This window comes from Ruminococcus flavefaciens ND2009 (genome assembly GCF_000621785.1).
Classification (GTDB): Bacteria; Bacillota; Clostridia; order Oscillospirales; family Ruminococcaceae; genus Ruminococcus; species Ruminococcus flavefaciens_C.
The window spans coordinates 85,988-102,025 of sequence record NZ_KK211350.1 but is presented as its reverse complement, the minus strand read 5'-3'; the positions used below and the strand labels follow the sequence as shown (position 1 = coordinate 102,025).

The window sequence follows — 16,038 nt, the reverse complement described above, 5'->3', positions numbered from 1 at the left end:
TAGTCGGTGCTTATGGCAATGAGGTCACACCCGTTCCCATTCCGAACACGGAAGTTAAGCTCATTCACGTTGACGATACTTGGCTGGTGACGGCCCGGGAAACTAAATCAGTGCCGACATTTATATTCCTCCTTAGCTCAGTCGGTAGAGCACTCGGCTGTTAACCGAGTTGTCGCCCGTTCGAGCCGGGCAGGGGGAGCCAAAAGAGCGTCTGCAACAGCAGGCGCTTTTGTTATGATATGATTAAAGGGCAGCAGGAGCTGCCCTTATTTTCAGTCAAATTTTCCCATGGAAACCAGACGGGCTGTGAACATCTTGCACTTGGGGCAGAATGTGATAGAGCCCCTGGTCTTGCGCAGCATCGAGGAGTGACATGAGGGACATTCGTGACGGAACTCTACCGACATGGTGAACTCCTTCCTGTTCATGAACATCTCCTTGGCTATCTGAATCGAGAACTGTCTGCAATCCATGCACTGATAGAGCTCTGTATCGCAGTTTATATAGATCTTGTCCCGTTCATTCTTCACAAGCTGGCGTATGCTTTCACCGTATTTACCATAGAGAGCGGCGCTTCTGAGTTCTTCCTCGGCTTCTTCTGTACGTTTTTTATAATCTTTTGTCATAAGTCTGCCGCCTACGAAGTATTCTTCTTCAAAGCCGCATTCATCGCATTTATACTTGTATGATGTACCCATCGTCACCACTCCTTTCCCGTATTCTTCTATATTACCATAGTATCGGGAAAAAATCAAGTATAATATGTTGACATTCATGACAAAATATGTTGAAATTATTAGTTTTCTGTATTATTTTCAAAAGCCGTTGATTTTTATGTTCTTTAGTGATATAATAAATATAATCCGTTATATAATTATTAAATAGGAGGTGATCCAATGGAGATAAGGCATATAAATGAAAAAGACGATTTTCAGCAGATAAGGGAGATCTATGAAAAGAGCTGGCAGTTCGCGTATAAGGGCATTATACCGCAGGACTACCTTGACAATATCCCAAAGTCCAAATGGGGCGGTAATATACTTAAAAACGGCAGAACTGAGATAGCCGCATTTGATAACGGCAGGGCTGTGGGTACTGCAAGCTTCTGCTCGTCACGTTGGGAGAAGTTTGCCAGCTGCGGTGAGATAGTCACTATTTATCTGCTTCCCGAGTATATCGGTCAGGGACTTGGCTCCAGGCTGCTGAAGGCGTGTATAGAGGAGCTTGAGCTCCTGGGCTTTACAACTATACTTATATGGGTACTGGATGACAATTACAGGGCACGCCGTTTCTATGAGAGGCATGGTTTTGTAAAGACCGAGGAGTATATGAATGATGTTATCGGAGGCAAGGAACTCCGTGAGGTAATGTATCTTTGGAGGAAATGATACTCGAAGAAAATATGAACACAATATGAACAAAACAGAGCATTTCACGCTTAAAAACTGCATTTCATGCAAATACTATTGCATTTTCTTTGATAATATATTATCATAGATACGTTGCTTGTGATGAGCAGCAATGGAAAATACTTTAGTTGTACTCCCCTAAAAAATCTCAGAATATAAAACAGTAACATCCTAACCAAACTTATCCCCTTGTATAACTATTGTATTTTCTGCTTCCACAGAGGGGACTCCTCTCCTTTGTGTTTCCTCACTTAAAAACAGACTCAGCCGCGGGTCTGTTTTTACTTTTATATGGTGGTCTTTGCAGGTCCGTTAGTGTTTGTATGAGAATTCACGGAACTGTATTTTTTTGCAGCTGATAATTAATATTGTTCCACAAATTTTTCGTTTTGTATTTTGCACGGAAATGAATAATTGTGCGACTTCAATAAACTGCGGCTTCTCTGGTTGTACAAAAGGTAATTCTTTATCTTTATACAGCCGTTTCTCTTGAAAATTCAGTAGAAAAATGTTATAATATGATTGGCTAACTATAGTATTTTGCCGCTTTTGTGCAGAGAAAGGAGGAGGAAAATGAATCCGAAAAAACGTATACTTCTGATCGTTTCCGCAGGCGTTCTGCTGCTTATAGCGGCTATGTCCGCAATGCTTTCCTCGTCCGATGATGTCACTAACCGCTTTAAGTCGGAAAGTTTCGACATCGCTCTGGAGGAGCCCCACTGGACCCACGACCATGACAGCGTCGTACCTAACGAGGTGCTTCCCAAGGACCCTCAGGTCCGCAATAAGGGCGAGGTGGACGCCTTCGTCTTTGTTGAGGTAAGGGTGCCCTACTACGATGAGCTCATTACCGAGGAGCTTGACGGTACAGACGCCGCAAAGAGGTCTCTGCCCGTGGTCAAGTTCGTTTGCAGCGGCAAGACTCCTTCATTCGACAGCACAGCAACTCCCGCACAGACAGTGAATGACGGCTGGCTTGAGCTTGGAGAAAGTCCCGTAAAGGATGAAGCAAACAATGAATTCATTTATACCTACGCCTATGTGGGCGCAGACCCTTCCTCTGTGGAGAAACTGGCTCCCCGGGCGGTAACAGGTCAGCTGTTTGACGGCATAAAGCTCTGCAACGCCCGTGAGAGCGTTTCGGAGTCGGAACAGTTTATCGAGAATAAGTCCCTCAGCGTGAAGGTCACTGCAAAGGGCATACAGACTGAGTATCTCAGGTCTGCTTCCGAGACTGAGACAGCCCCCGAAAGGGTATGGCAGATACTCTGCGGACTTGGAGACGGAACATGACAGATGAAAAAAGAAAGTCTGCACCTGTGAAGATCATAAGGGCAGTTTATAACGTGATCGCAACGGCTGTGATAGCTCTTGCGGCAGTCGTTGCGGTGCTGTGGATCGCAGGCATACGTCCCTATGCAGTTGTAACGGGCTCTATGGAGCCTGCTGTCCATGTGGGAAGTATATGCGTGGTCAACCAACACGCCTCCTTCGACAAGGTGAAAAAGGGGGATATAATCGCTTTCAGAGTGGGCAGCGACACCCTCGTTACCCACAGGGCGGTGAGCATCACAGATAAGGGAATAGTCACCAAAGGCGACGCAAATAACGCTGAGGATATGACACCTGTGACAAAGGACAGATTTGTGGGAAAGACCGTGTTCTCCATACCAAAGGCGGGACGCATCGTAACCTTTGTACACACCCGCCATGGACTTATTACCACGGCAGCGGTGCTGGCAGCTTTTATACTTCTGGGAGCTGCTATCCCCGACAAGAAGAAAAAGGATAAGAAATAAGAGGAGGTGAGACAGGCTATGGACAAGAAAAAACTGACAGCTGCGGCTGCGGCAGGCGTTATGCTGCTGATATGCAGTCTTGCCGTTGCCTATTTCACCGACTATGATACAAAGACCAATGTATTCACAGTGGGAAATGTAGCCCTTGAACTCAATGAGGAGCACTTCACCGACGGTCAGCTGGTAAGGGCTGACGTGAAGCTGGATAAGGACCCCACCGTTAAGAATACGGGCACAAATGACGAGTTCGTCTTCCTTGAGGTGAAGGTTCCCAAGGGGGAGATAACTCTCCTGGGCAGCGACGGAAGGCCCTCGGCGGCTAAGTCCTTGCAGGAGCTTTTCAGCTTCTTCGGCAGCAGCGGTGCTCAGGCAGTCAGCGGCAGCGATAACTTCGCATACAACGGCAGTACTTCTTCGTCTGAAGGCTGGGTCTTCCTTGAAAAGACCGCAGCCGCCAATGAGGACACCTACGTTTTCGGATACAGCACCGCTATCTCTCCGGGAGAGGAGACCATCAGCCTTTTCGATAAGTTCGCACTGAGAAAGTTCATCGAGGAGGAGATCGCAGGCGGCACAAAGCTGAAGATACCCGTAAATGCCTACGGAATACAGGCGGACAGCCTGGACGGCGTCAGCGGACTTACCGAAAGCGGCAGCCTTACAGCACAGGACCTGAAGGACATATTTGAGATATGCAGAAACAAACAGAACTGACGGAGGCGGGATATGAAAAAAAGAAAAGTCTTTACGGGCTCGGCGGTGCTGCTGGCAGTGCTGGCGGCGGCAGGAGCGATAATGGCTTATCTCGGAGCCTCCGACGACGCCGAGAACACCGCCGAGGTGGCTCACGATAAGATAACGGTCACGGAGAGCTTCCCGAAGCCCTCTGACCTTAAAGCAAACTCCAACAACTACTATGTCAAGGAGGTAGCCGTTGCCAATACAGGCAATGTTGACTGCTATGTGAGAGTCTATGCGGACTTCCCCGACTCTCAGACAACAGCAGGTGCATATTACTCCGCAGACGGCGTGAATTACTACAGCGCTGTAAGGGACGCGGAGCTTTCAGGGGATACAACGACAGATGACAACGGCAATACCCTCCACACACAGAGCTTTGTGAATATGCTGAACGCTCAGGACGGCAAGTGGATATTCGTTCCCGACGATGACAGCAATGAGAAGCTCAGGGGTTACTTTTACTATAAGGACCCCGTTAAGGCAGGAGAGAGCACTCCCAGCCTTTTCAAGGACGTAATGATAAAGACAGGTGACGCTCCCGAGGCCCTGGACCTGGTGGTCTATGCGGAATCAGTGGACAGCGTTTATGAAGACAACGGACAGGCTGAGACCTATGCGGACTATGCCTCCGCATGGAATGCCTTTCTGAACTGAAAGCGGATTATCTCTCGAAAGGGGGGAGAAGATTGACTGCAAACAGAAGAAATGTATTTTTCAGATTATTAGCGTTTATGCTGAGCCTTGCCGTGATGCTGGGCAGCAGCCCCGTTACGGAGGCGGTAAATGCCTTTGCAGAGGGGCTGACAGAGGAAACGGAGAAGTATTCCGCCTCGATCACATGGCGTAAGGAAGATAACTCGGGCAACGCCGAGAACCCTTATGTCCTTTACGATACCGAAAGCAAGCGCGATTACATCTATCTGGGAATAAATATAAAGAACGCCAATAACTTCAGCCTTATGCCCGGGGAGTTCACACTGAACATATCCGGTCTTGCAGAGCTCAGGCGCGGCGGAAAGCTGATGCTTGTGAATGATGACCCGGTTTTCGCCGAGAACTGGGAGGTAGTAAGCACGGGAAGTGACGGCAACAGCTATGTTCTTGTGAATAAAAAGCCCATTCTCAAGCAGGTGCTGTCTACTCTCCACTGGGAGATAAACTCCCGCGACGCCGTGGCTCTTGAGGAGGGAGACGACGAGCTCCTCCATGAGTTTATGAGGACTATCAGCGCTTCCTATGAGATAAACAGATACAGCAGGAATGCCGAGGGACAGCGCCTTGACGAGAACGGCAATATCATCGGCGATGACGGCTATCTCAGGGACGCAGAGGGCAGATATGCGCGCACAGACGAAAACGGCGTGCTGCTCAGCATTATCCCTGCGGACGAGAATTCTCCCGACTATGGTCTTCTTGTGGACGGCGACGGCTACTACCGCGACAGCGCCGGCAACAGACTGTTCAGGACAGATGACGGGGATTACGTCAGAGTTGACGAGAACGGCGAGATCATCAAAAACGACGGCGTTCCCGTGACAGGCGAGCCTGTGTCGGGCTCCCCCGAGTTCGGTGTTCCCGTGCTGGCTTATGACGGCGAGCCCGTGGATACCAACACTCTGGATTTTCAGTATTCATCGAAGCACGATGAGGTGAACACAGAGGTCAGCGGCAGGGCGGTAAATGCCCGCGAAGCTGAGGACCTCAACAACAAGTATTCATGGTATAACTTCAGAGTCGACCTGAGTCAGGAGAAGTATGCCAGAGGAATACATGACTCGGATCTGTTCATAGCTATCGACCTTCCCGAGGGAGTTACTCCCTCCGATATATCTGTCATAGACAGAAACGGCAATCCCGTTACCCTTACTACACAGACAGTGAACGGCGTTGAGCGCCTGGGCTTCTATGAGTTCAAGAACAGGAGCGGTGACGTGAACAGCTATTCCGCAAGCTATAACGTAGGCGTGCTGAAAAATAAGATAACCGACGAGCCCGAGGATAATATCCTTAAATTCACGGGCATTTCAAGAGTCCTCTACAACGATGAGAAGGAATCGGAGTACAAGGAGGATACCGCAAAGACCACCTATGAGTCGGGCGATGAGGACGAAGGAACTGTTATCTCCGTTCCCGATTACGGCGACCAGTTCTATGACCCCGGTCATATATCATTCGATAAGAGCAACGGCTCAAAGTACGAGAACAGCAATCATACCGACCCGGGTACAAATACCGCAAAGAAGCTTCTTTCGGGCAACCTTTTCAACGGTCAGGTCGTGACCTATGATCTGGGCGTTTCTGTTACCAAGACCGCCAGAAAGGGCGCTCCCGCCGGAAAGCTCACCTCCTCCGAGCTGGTAAGAAAGGTCGCAGGCGGAGATATAAGCCCCGGCAGCGAATCCGTTCCCGACAGCACAAAGTATGACCTGGTAGTGGGCGACGATACACTGGGTCTGGTATATGCTTCCGGCGAGGAGCCCAGGGTGCTGGACAAGGGCGAGTACACCATACTTAATGTTGTAATTCCCGCAGGCATTTTCCACGCAAGCGACGACGAGAACGGCGCCTTCAGCGAGGGCGACGGCTACAGCTATGAGCTCTATGTCAGCACCGACGGCGGAGATACCTTTGCAAAGACCGCCGAGGGAGTTACCTCAAAGACCGCAGCCCGTACCGTCAATGTGAACGGCGACGCATTCTACCTTGTCATAAAGGACCTTGACAAGATAGTTGACAACAAGAAATTCAGGACCAATATAAAGTTCACTCTGGACCCCGACAAGGAGGAGAACCAGATACTCCTCAGAAGTGACAGCACCTTTGAGGAGGCAGCTGCAAGAGTAGTAAACTACGGCTATATGCAGATGATATACGAGAAGGACGGCAGGCTCTATGACCTGGCAGCATTTAATGACCGTTACAGCAACAGCGTCAACGGCGACTCAGTCATCGAGGACGTAGTCAACAGCCGCACAGGCGACCTTGAGAGCGGTGCATACCTCCGCAGGAGCTATTCCAACGTATATCTCAGGACAGACGTTACAGAGCTTACCTCACGCACCGAATTCAAGTCTCCTCTCACAAGAGGAAAGCACTGGGACGAGGGCGCAGAGGGCAGTATGGACAGATGGTACGCCACAGTCACCACAAAGGGCACTCTCATTTCCGAGAACCCGGGTACACTGAAAAAATTCACCGTCAGCGCTAAGCTGCCTGAGTATCTTGAACTGAGAGATCCCTCACTGGCTTCCATAAGAGACTCTCTGGTGTTCTCTGCTGCCGACTTCGGAACCAAGGCTGCTCTGAACAGCAGCATACTCAGCAGCGAGAATACCACATTCAGACTTGTTGAGAACGGCGACGGCACGAAGACCATCGAGATAGACTTTGACTTTTCGGGAAATCCTCTCCTTGCCAGCGCACTCACATCTGTTGAGTTCAGCTATGACGTATACGCAGAGGACGATAATCCCAATATTGACAGAGAAAAGCCTTTCAGAGTGAATTCCTTTACTCACCTGGGCGATCAGGGCAGAAAGGTAACTGTGGGCGCGGGCTGGAACAACGGAAGGCTCTTTGACAGCAGTACGGTCACATCAAGTGCTGACAGCAATATAGGCACTACCGACATCGTGATGCGCACCGAGCTGGACAAGAGAGTGCTCACTGAGTTCAGCCACGGGCTCTATGTACACAGCTCAAGCGTAAGAGGCAGCACATCCGATATGCCCTCGGATTACACCTACAGGCTGGGCTTCAATATCTACGGAAGCGAGAACGGCTCACTCAAGGAGACCGTTATCGTGGACAGGCTTGAGGAACACAGGAAGAACAGCGAAGCAAATTCGGGATATAACACACAGTGGAGAGGCAGCCTCAACTATGTTGACATCGGCGAGGCTTACGACAAAATGGGTATGCCCGCAGGTGCAAGGGTGTACTATACCACAGACGAGAACGCTTATATCACAAGCAAGTCCGTCACTGCGGAGCAGGCAGAGGATATGCGGGCTCACCTTACACCTGAAAACGGCTGGGAGCTCATGGAGAGCACCGACAGCAGGATATGGACTGTGCCAGAAAGTGAGACAGACAGAGTATGCGCCATAGCAGCAGTGCTTATAACTGCCGACGACCCAAAGGCTTACATGGAAAACATAGGCGGCGGATATGTGTTCAATTCGGCTGTATATGTGAATATGGAGGCTCCCGAGGCGGCTGACGAAAACATCAGCCGTATGGCAGTAAACAGCTTCTCAGCTCTTACCACAGTGGACGTTTTCGAGGAGAGTACCTCCGACGAATACGGCTATGACGACAGCAACGCCACCTATGTCACTTTGCTGAACACCCTTAAAATAAAGAAGGTGGACTATGATCGCCGTGAAAAGGGTCTCAGCGGAGCAAAGTTTGAGGTGCTCACATTCAATACACCAAAGACAATGGCGCAGTATAACGCCGATAATGACAGCTTCGGGCTTGACGAGATAAGCAATGTCCATTACACCGTATTCGATGAGAATACCTATACATACAGCGAAAGAGTTCTGGGTGATATTGAGGTGGATCCCAGAGGCATTATCGAGCTAAATCTCCCGCCGGGATTTTACTTCATCAGAGAGACAGAGACTCCCACAGGCTATGACGGCGACTGTCAGCTCTACTACCTCATATACTTTAACGACATGGGCACTGCGCAGCTGATGAATACCTATGACATCACAGAGGACAATGTCCTTGAGGAGTTCAACAGCGGTGCCCTTCTGGTGGACGACACCGACGGAGTCCAGGGACTTATCAGCGTCAGGAACAGGGCTAATACCTTCGGTATGGCGGAGTTCACCAAGACCGACTGGGATACGGGCAAGGTACTGGCAGGGGCTGAGTTCAGGCTCATGCGCTATGACGACAGCGGCGAGCTTCAGACAGTCAGCGTTGCCTATGATGCTTCCGACAAGTGCTATCATTGCAGCGAAAGCGGAACTGATACCATAACCTCCGACGAGGAAGGCAAATTCACTATCGCAGACCTTACCGTGGGCACTTATGCTCTTGAGGAGACAAAGGTGCCTACAGGCTATACAGCTCCCGAAGCGCTTACGGAGTTCCAGGTGAGACTGGGCAATATCAACGCCGAGGGCATGGTGGATCTGACAGACGAGGGTCAGGTTAAGGACGTCTCTGTCATAAAGAACAGCGAGATACGCTCCGAGCTCAGGCTGGTAAAGCATGACGAGAACGAAACGGATCAGGAGAAAAATCTTGCTGGCGCAAGATACTCGCTGTATCAGCTCAGGGATATTTCGGAGTTCGGCGACATAAGCGGATATGATGAGCTTCTGGCGGCGGCAAAGTCCGAGATCTACGGCTGGGACGGCAAAACGGCTCTCACCTACTGGACAAAGACCGCAAAAACTCTCATCACCGACGTTTCGGGCGCAGGAACTATCCGGGACGTTACCTTCGGTACCTATTTCCTGTATGAGGAGCTTGCTCCCTCGGGATATAAGAGAAACAACAACAGAAACGGCTATATCAGCAGCGACGCTTACGTAAACGAGGGTATATTCACCGTCAACGCAGAGAGCGCTGCAAGCCACGCAAATGCAGCCGACAAGACCTTCTCGGTAACTCATAATGACGTCCGCAAGAAGGGCAAGGCGCAGATACAGAAGCTCAGCGCAGCCGACGGCACTCCTCTTGCAGGAGCAAGGTTCGCGCTGCTGAAAAAGCTGGGCGATACACAAAATCCTCCTCCGCTGAGCAATTACGATCAGCTGGCGGACAAGGAAAACTATGACACGGTCATCTACCACGGCGGCTCCTATGACTTTGCTACCGACAGCGAAGGCTGGACAAAGGTCATAGACAATCTGGACTGGGGCACCTACTACTTCAAGGAGATAAGCGCTCCCTTAGGCTTTGAGCTAAGCAGCGAGACCAGAGAGTTCAGGATAAGCGCCAAGACCTCGGGCACGGTAAACCGCCTCTTTATGGACGACGATCCAAAGAGCGGCAGCGCTGTGCTGGAGAAGTATGAAAAGGACAGACCCGAGGTAAAGCTGGAAGGAGCTAAGTTCGGACTGGTGCAGAAGCTTGCGGACGGCACCTCAAAGCGCTGCAGCGTAATACTCAGCGGCGGCGTTTACAGAATTGCCGACAGCACCGACGAGGGAGCCGTTACGGAGCTTGTCACCGATGCAGACGGACAGATAAGAGTTGAGGGACTTAAATGGGGCACCTATGAGTTCATCGAGACTGAGCCCCCTCAGGGCTACGCAGCGGCAGCTGTTGAGAGCTTCACTGTTGACAGAGACAGCTGCGGCTCGCAGATATACCGCAAGTGCGAGGAGCCCAGAGCAAAGGCGAATATCCTCATAGACAAGGTGCTTCCCGAGGGCGTGGACTACTCCGACGCTTTCGGAACTCCCACATTCATATTCAGGATAACCGAGATCAACAGCATGACAGATCATACTCCAAAGGAAGGGGGCATGACCTATACCGAGTTCATGAGCTTCAGCGAGGGAGATACCGAGGGACATACCTCCGTATCCGTGGCGCAGGGCTTCTACATGATCGAGGAGATAAGCGTTTCACGCTATGAGTTCATGCAGCTCAGGACAGTGGAAAGCGACACCAATATCAGCAGCTGTTCACCTGCTGCGGGAGCTGCTCAGACTGACTCAGAGGTTGCTTACTGCGACCTCACCGAGGAGCTGGGTGAGGACATGGTTCCACAGTACAGAGCCGAATACAGCAACAGGATAGAGCGCTATGACACTCTCAGCCACGTTACAGCGGCACAGAACCGCTTCCCTGCGGCAAGCAGGTACATCACGGGACTGAGGGCGGTCTATGACGGATTTGTGCCCGTTTCGGGTGCAGATAGCTCAACATACAGGATACCTCTTGAGGACATCGTCATAAGCCGTACAGACAACAAGGACGAGACAGAGATACTTACCGCTGCGGAGAAGGCAGCTCTCACCTATGCAGGTAATGAGGGCTACAGCGTTCAGCTGGTGAATGACGGCGGCACATACTACCTTGAGGTGCCAAATACAAGGGACTACAGTCTCGCAGGCAAGACTGTCACAGCTACGGACAGTATCAGCGGCAGGACAGCAGAGCTTCAGATACGCTATGAGGGCGCCAAGTCTGATATAAAGAAGTATGTTACCCTCAGACAGGACAGCGACAACCGATCCGTTTTCGGTACAGACGATACCGCAGTGGAAGTCATATTCAGCAAGAATGCTGACAGCGGCGAAGTCACCGGCAATATGTCAGATCCCGAAAACAAGCTGAATATCATCGCTTCGGGATACAGTTTCAATTGCTGGCAGTACGAGGACGAGGACGGTCAGCTTACTGACAGGACATTCAGCTCCGAACAGGAGATACAGGACTTCATATTCAGCCCGGAAAATGAGGGCGTATCAGCCTTCACCTTTGTGGCACAGCTGGAATACGTTCCGAGAACTATGGCAAAGTTCCTTGTAGGAAACAATAATGGATTTGACGGTAAGAAAGCGACTCAGAACGGTGCAGATATAAAGAGCAGGATGAGCTGGCTCTGTGCAAGAGACGATGATTCTACTTATACTTCCAGTCTTAATCTTGAGCAGTCAGGTGTAAGAAATGGTTATGCTATAGACTGGCGCCTTGCTTCTATACAGCACTGCACTGAGAGCGATTATCAGAGAGACCTTGCTAATGGTCTTATTTACAGAGAAGTATATCTGTCGCCTGCTGAGGGAGCGGCAGACTACGATCCCGAGTATCCTGTTCCAGTAAAGGGTTATACAGTACTTGATCCCGCAACGGATATGTATACACTGTATATCTTTACAGAAGGAATAGATTCAAAGATACTGTTGCCTTCAAATTGTTACAACATGTTCATAAAGGTAAGAAAGATCAAGGATCTTTCGGGACTTGAATACTGGGATACCTCACAGGTGACCAATATGAAGCAAATGTTCAAGGATTTGGCATTGTATTCAAATACTACGGCAGATACTCCTATAGATATGACTCCCATACAGAACTGGGATACTTCCAGCGTTACAGATATGGAAGGAATGTTCTATAACTCTAATAGCCAAAGAGTTTACTATACAGGGTTTGATCTGAGCAACTGGGATCTTTCAAATGTAACGAAAATGAATGATATGTTCAGAGGCAGTTACAATACACATCTTTCTGAGATCATGTTCGGCGGAGAGCTTACCAGTGTTACGACTATGCAAAATATATTTAATGGTGTTCAGGGGCAGGTCGATGCAGCTGCTCTCATAAGCACATGGAAGCTTAAGGGTTCAAGACTGCTGACTCAGGGCAATACCGCCAGAAGCACAGGCAAAACGGATATTGCAGGTACTTATACTACCGCAGACGGTGTTACGGTAACAGTAAACAGCAGCGGTCAGATGAGTTTCAGTAATTATTAATTATCTTATGCCTCCCGGTTCGCCGGGGGGCATATTTTCTGTCTGAGTGCAAAAAAGCGCTGCACCGCGGATATACCGCAGTGCAGCGCTCATTCGTATGTACAATCAGTTATTATGCGTCAAAGTAGATAGAACCGTCTTCAATGCTCTGGAGAACACTTGCGCAGAGCTCCTTCCACTGTGCTACCTCAGCCTCATCGTAGGAGATGACCTTCTTAGCCCAGTTGCTGCAGTGTGCGCAGGCATTGGGAGCGGTCTGACCCTCTTCGAGGATGTCATTTACACAGAGTGAATTTGCACAGTTGTTGTTATTGATGAAGTGCTCAAGGAAGCCGTCAAGCTTCTTGTTGTCAACGTAGAGCTTAGGCAGGTGCATTGTTCTGCCGTACTTCATCATAGCCTCGGGCTTGAGCTTCTCCATCCATCTCATGATAGGAGCTCCGGGAGGAGGTCCTACAGGAGGCTCGCCGTTAGGACCGGGCTGTGCCCAGGGGGGAGGTCCGCCTGCACCTGTTGCCCAGGGGGGAGGTCCGCCTGCGCCTGTAGCCCAGGGGGGAGGTCCACCAGCACCTGTTGCCCAGGGGGGAGGTCCGCCAGCACCTGTTGCCCAGGGGGGAGGTCCGCCTGCGCCTGTAGCCCAGGGGGGAGGTCCGCCTGCACCTGTAGCCCACGGAGGAGGTCCGCCTGCATTTTCAGCAGCGGGAGCGCCTGTGGGAGGAGCACCTGCGGGAGCACCTGTAGGTGCAGCAGCTGCGCCCTGTGCCATGGGATCCTTTTCGTCAGGTCTTGTAGCTATGGTCTTAGCCTGAGGCCAGTTTACGATGTCAAGGAGATTTCCGTCATAGGACTCTTCCATGTAGCCCTTTACTACTCTGTGGAGGAAGTCTGTGGTCCTTGTTCTGTCGATGAGCTTTATGGAGAAGTGCTTGTTGCCTGTCTCCTCAGCCAGCTCTCTGTAGAAGTGAACGTCTTCGGGACGGATGAACTCTGCTGTAAGGATAGCTGCGGGGTGAGTTACCTTCTTGTATGCGCAGTTTACCAGTGAGTAGTCCATAGAGAACTTATCGGGGTCGGAGTGACCTACGAAGCAGCCGTGTGCCAGTCTGAAGGGACATTCTCTCAGGCAGAGGTTGTTAGCGATGACACGGAGGTGAAGATCTGTGTCCTTATACTGAGTAAGGAGCTTTCTGAGCAGATCAAATCTTCTGTTGAAGCCGTGATCGAGAGTGATCTCATCAACGCCCCAGTTGCGCCAGTACTCAATGTGCTGGATAGTTGTGGGGTAAGCATAAAGACCGAGAGTAACGAAAACGTCCTTGAACTCTCTCTTGACATACTTGATGAGGATAGGGGAATTGAGCGTGAAGGCTCTGATGCCCAGATCGTACATCTGGTGAAGGAAGTCACGGATCTGTTTGCCGACAACGGGGTCGATCTCATTCTGATCCATTGACAGAGGATTTATGAGGTAGTTGAAAGTAATATCACGCTTCTGACATTCCTTTACGTAATCAGCGAGCTGATCAAGAGTAAAGTCAGGAATGATAGAAGCAGTACGGCCTCCGGGAAGACCGTCATGTTTCAGCTTTCCAAAAAAGCTTGTGATCGCGTGCTTTTTATCATACTGGTCTACGAAGTCGAAGAGCTTGTAATCAAAATTGCATCCGAGATCAAATGAAATGGAATCCTGATTCATTGTGGTTACACATCTCCCTTAAAATTAAAGTAAGGACACTTATACACCTTGTAATATCTCTTTGAAGGTATACGCTTGAAAAAGCGGATCTTGCTTGTCTTTTTATGTATCTTTTGTGCGTAAAATCGCGGTATGTCATGATTGTTCCCGCAGTAGTCCCATATTAAAATTATACCATTTTCGTAGCAAAGTGTCAATATAATCTTATGCAACTTATTGGAAGGGCAAAAGTGATTATTTTTGTAGAAATCAACCAATCAGGCGACATAAAAATTGAGAATAACGTCTTTTGGGACAGATACCGCCCTGTTTTACGGGATATTACAGTAAGGATAGAAAAAAGAAAACATATTTTCTTTTTTCTGAGCTCTTGACAATGTGGGAGATAAGGTTTATAATATAAAAGAACAGATGTTCTGCAAGGAGGTGCGGCATGGAAAAAACTTATATCGCTATTGATCTGAAGTCCTTTTACGCTTCGGTGGAGTGCGTGGAGCGGGGGCTCGATCCTCTTGATACCAATCTGGTGGTAGCGGACAAGAGCCGCACCGACAAGACCATATGCCTGGCGGTCTCGCCGTCGCTGAAGGCTTTCGGCATACCCGGGCGTCCGCGGCTTTTTGAGGTAGTGGCAAAGGTGGCGGACGTAAACGCCGCAAGACTCTACAAGGCTCCGCGGAGGCGCTTCACGGGGAAGTCCGAAATAGCTTCCGAGCTGGCAAAGGATCCGTCTCTGGAGCTTTCCTATATCGTGGCGCCGCCCCGTATGGCGCACTACATCGCCTACAGCACAAGGATATATCAGATATACCTGAAATATGTGGCTCCCGAGGATATCCACGTTTACTCCATAGACGAGGTGTTCATCGACGCCACGGCTTACCTTAAGACCTACGGCATGACCGCCCATGAGCTGACTATGATGATGGTTCGGGACGTTCTGAAAACTACGGGCATAACCGCTACCGCAGGCATCGGCACCAATATGTATCTCTGCAAGATAGCCATGGATATAGTGGCAAAGAAAATGCCTGCGGACAAGGACGGAGTGCGCATTGCCGAGCTTGACGAGATGTCATACCGCAGGCTCATGTGGGACCACCGTCCCCTTACGGATTTCTGGCGTGTGGGCAGGGGCTATGCCAGCCGTCTTGAGCACAGCGGCATATTCACCATGGGCGACATTGCCCGTATGTCCACCTCTGAGTTCGGGGAGAAGGCACTTTACAAGATGTTCGGCGTAAATGCAGAGTTCCTCATCGACCACGCCTGGGGCTGGGAGCCCACTACCATTGCCGATATAAGGGGCTATCGCCCCGAGAATAACAGTATCAGCTCGGGACAGGTGCTCCAGGAGGCTACGGAGAACGACACCGCCCGCCTTATCACCTGGGAGATGGCAGACCTGCTGTCCCTTGACCTGGTGGGAAAGGGGCTTGTTACAGACCAGCTCACCCTTACCATTGGCTACGACGTCAACAACCTTCGCAGGGAGGACGTAATGCGCAGCTATGAGGGCAAAGTCACTCTCGACCACTACGGCAGGGCTGTGCCCGTACACTCCCACGGCACCATAAATCTCACCGCTCCCGTGTCCTCCTCGAAGGTCATAACAGAGGCGGCTGTGGAGCTTTTCGACCGTATCACCGACGGCATACTCTGGGTCCGCAGGATAACCATATGCGCCAACAGGGTGGTGCCTGCGGAGTCGGTAAGGGAGGAGTTCCATCAGCTGGACTTCTTTACGGATCCCGAGGAGGAGCAGCGCCGCAGGGAGGCGGAGGAGCGTGAGCTGCGGCGGGAGAGATCACTGCAGCTGGCAATGCTTGATATAAAGGAACGCTACGGCAAGAACGCTCTGCTCCGCGGAGCCAATTTCCGCGACGGAGCTACCGCCCGTATGCGCAATCAGCAGATAGGCGGACACAGGGCATAGG

9 protein-coding genes, 1 tRNA gene and 1 rRNA gene are annotated in these 16,038 nt (G+C 50.5%); 9 read left to right on the top strand and 2 right to left on the bottom strand.

What is annotated here, in order from left to right; all coding sequences use genetic code 11:
- Positions 1 to 2 precede the first annotated feature (2 nt).
- Both rrf and T488_RS0116465 read left to right on the top strand, forming a co-directional pair.
- A 5S ribosomal RNA gene (gene rrf, locus T488_RS0116470) occupies positions 3 to 119 on the top strand.
- A 7-nt stretch (positions 120 to 126) separates the two neighbouring features.
- Positions 127 to 202: transfer RNA gene (locus tag T488_RS0116465), tRNA-Asn, on the top strand.
- 70 nt (positions 203 to 272) lie between these two features.
- On the opposite strand, the gene T488_RS0116460 is transcribed toward T488_RS0116465, so the two are convergent.
- Positions 273 to 698, bottom strand: coding sequence for a hypothetical protein (locus T488_RS0116460; protein ID WP_028521762.1), 426 nt, complete (start codon positions 696 to 698; stop codon positions 273 to 275).
- A gap of 198 nt (positions 699 to 896) precedes the next feature.
- On the opposite strand from T488_RS0116460, the gene T488_RS0116455 reads away from it, so the two are divergent.
- From T488_RS0116455 to T488_RS0116430, 6 genes are all read left to right on the top strand, one after another.
- A complete protein-coding gene (locus T488_RS0116455) occupies positions 897 to 1,388 on the top strand; it encodes a GNAT family N-acetyltransferase (RefSeq protein ID WP_028521761.1) in 492 nt (163 codons plus the stop codon).
- A gap of 594 nt (positions 1,389 to 1,982) precedes the next feature.
- On the top strand, positions 1,983 to 2,702 hold the full coding sequence (locus T488_RS19100; RefSeq protein ID WP_051536536.1) for a hypothetical protein: 720 nt from the start codon (positions 1,983 to 1,985) through the stop codon (positions 2,700 to 2,702).
- On the top strand, positions 2,699 to 3,208 hold the full coding sequence (locus T488_RS0116445) for a signal peptidase I (RefSeq protein ID WP_051536535.1): 510 nt from the start codon (positions 2,699 to 2,701) through the stop codon (positions 3,206 to 3,208). Before T488_RS19100 ends, T488_RS0116445 begins: the two co-directional genes overlap by 4 nt.
- A gap of 18 nt (positions 3,209 to 3,226) precedes the next feature.
- A complete protein-coding gene (locus T488_RS0116440; RefSeq protein ID WP_028521759.1) occupies positions 3,227 to 3,922 on the top strand; it encodes a SipW-dependent-type signal peptide-containing protein in 696 nt (231 codons plus the stop codon).
- Between the two features lie 12 nt (positions 3,923 to 3,934).
- Positions 3,935 to 4,603, top strand: coding sequence for a hypothetical protein (locus T488_RS0116435; protein WP_028521758.1), 669 nt, complete (start codon positions 3,935 to 3,937; stop codon positions 4,601 to 4,603).
- A 32-nt stretch (positions 4,604 to 4,635) separates the two neighbouring features.
- Positions 4,636 to 12,405 carry a SpaA isopeptide-forming pilin-related protein gene (locus tag T488_RS0116430; protein WP_028521757.1) on the top strand — a complete coding sequence of 2,590 codons (7,770 nt, stop codon included), beginning with the start codon at positions 4,636 to 4,638 and terminating at the stop codon, positions 12,403 to 12,405.
- A 112-nt stretch (positions 12,406 to 12,517) separates the two neighbouring features.
- Here T488_RS0116430 and T488_RS18420 read toward each other — a convergent pair whose 3' ends face one another.
- Positions 12,518 to 14,101, bottom strand: a complete 1,584-nt coding sequence (locus tag T488_RS18420; RefSeq protein ID WP_037298699.1) for a hypothetical protein — start codon at positions 14,099 to 14,101, stop codon at positions 12,518 to 12,520.
- Between the two features lie 433 nt (positions 14,102 to 14,534).
- Here T488_RS18420 and T488_RS0116420 point away from each other — a divergent pair, with 433 nt between their 5' ends.
- Positions 14,535 to 16,037: a DNA methylase gene (locus T488_RS0116420; protein WP_028521756.1), complete on the top strand. Its 1,503-nt coding sequence runs from the start codon at positions 14,535 to 14,537 to the stop codon at positions 16,035 to 16,037.
- Position 16,038: the final 1 nt, after the last annotated feature.

What these genes read in the sequence shown, in the direction of transcription:
- T488_RS0116460 (WP_028521762.1), bottom strand. Translation starts at nt 698, where the DNA reads ATGGGTACATCATACAAGTATAAATGCGATGAATGCGGCTTTGAAGAA.
- T488_RS0116455 (WP_028521761.1), top strand. Translation starts at nt 897, where the DNA reads ATGGAGATAAGGCATATAAATGAAAAAGACGATTTTCAGCAGATAAGG.
- T488_RS19100 (WP_051536536.1), top strand. Translation starts at nt 1,983, where the DNA reads ATGAATCCGAAAAAACGTATACTTCTGATCGTTTCCGCAGGCGTTCTG.
- T488_RS0116445 (WP_051536535.1), top strand. Translation starts at nt 2,699, where the DNA reads ATGACAGATGAAAAAAGAAAGTCTGCACCTGTGAAGATCATAAGGGCA.
- T488_RS0116440 (WP_028521759.1), top strand. Translation starts at nt 3,227, where the DNA reads ATGGACAAGAAAAAACTGACAGCTGCGGCTGCGGCAGGCGTTATGCTG.
- T488_RS0116435 (WP_028521758.1), top strand. Translation starts at nt 3,935, where the DNA reads ATGAAAAAAAGAAAAGTCTTTACGGGCTCGGCGGTGCTGCTGGCAGTG.
- T488_RS18420 (WP_037298699.1), bottom strand. Translation starts at nt 14,101, where the DNA reads ATGAATCAGGATTCCATTTCATTTGATCTCGGATGCAATTTTGATTAC.
- T488_RS0116420 (WP_028521756.1), top strand. Translation starts at nt 14,535, where the DNA reads ATGGAAAAAACTTATATCGCTATTGATCTGAAGTCCTTTTACGCTTCG.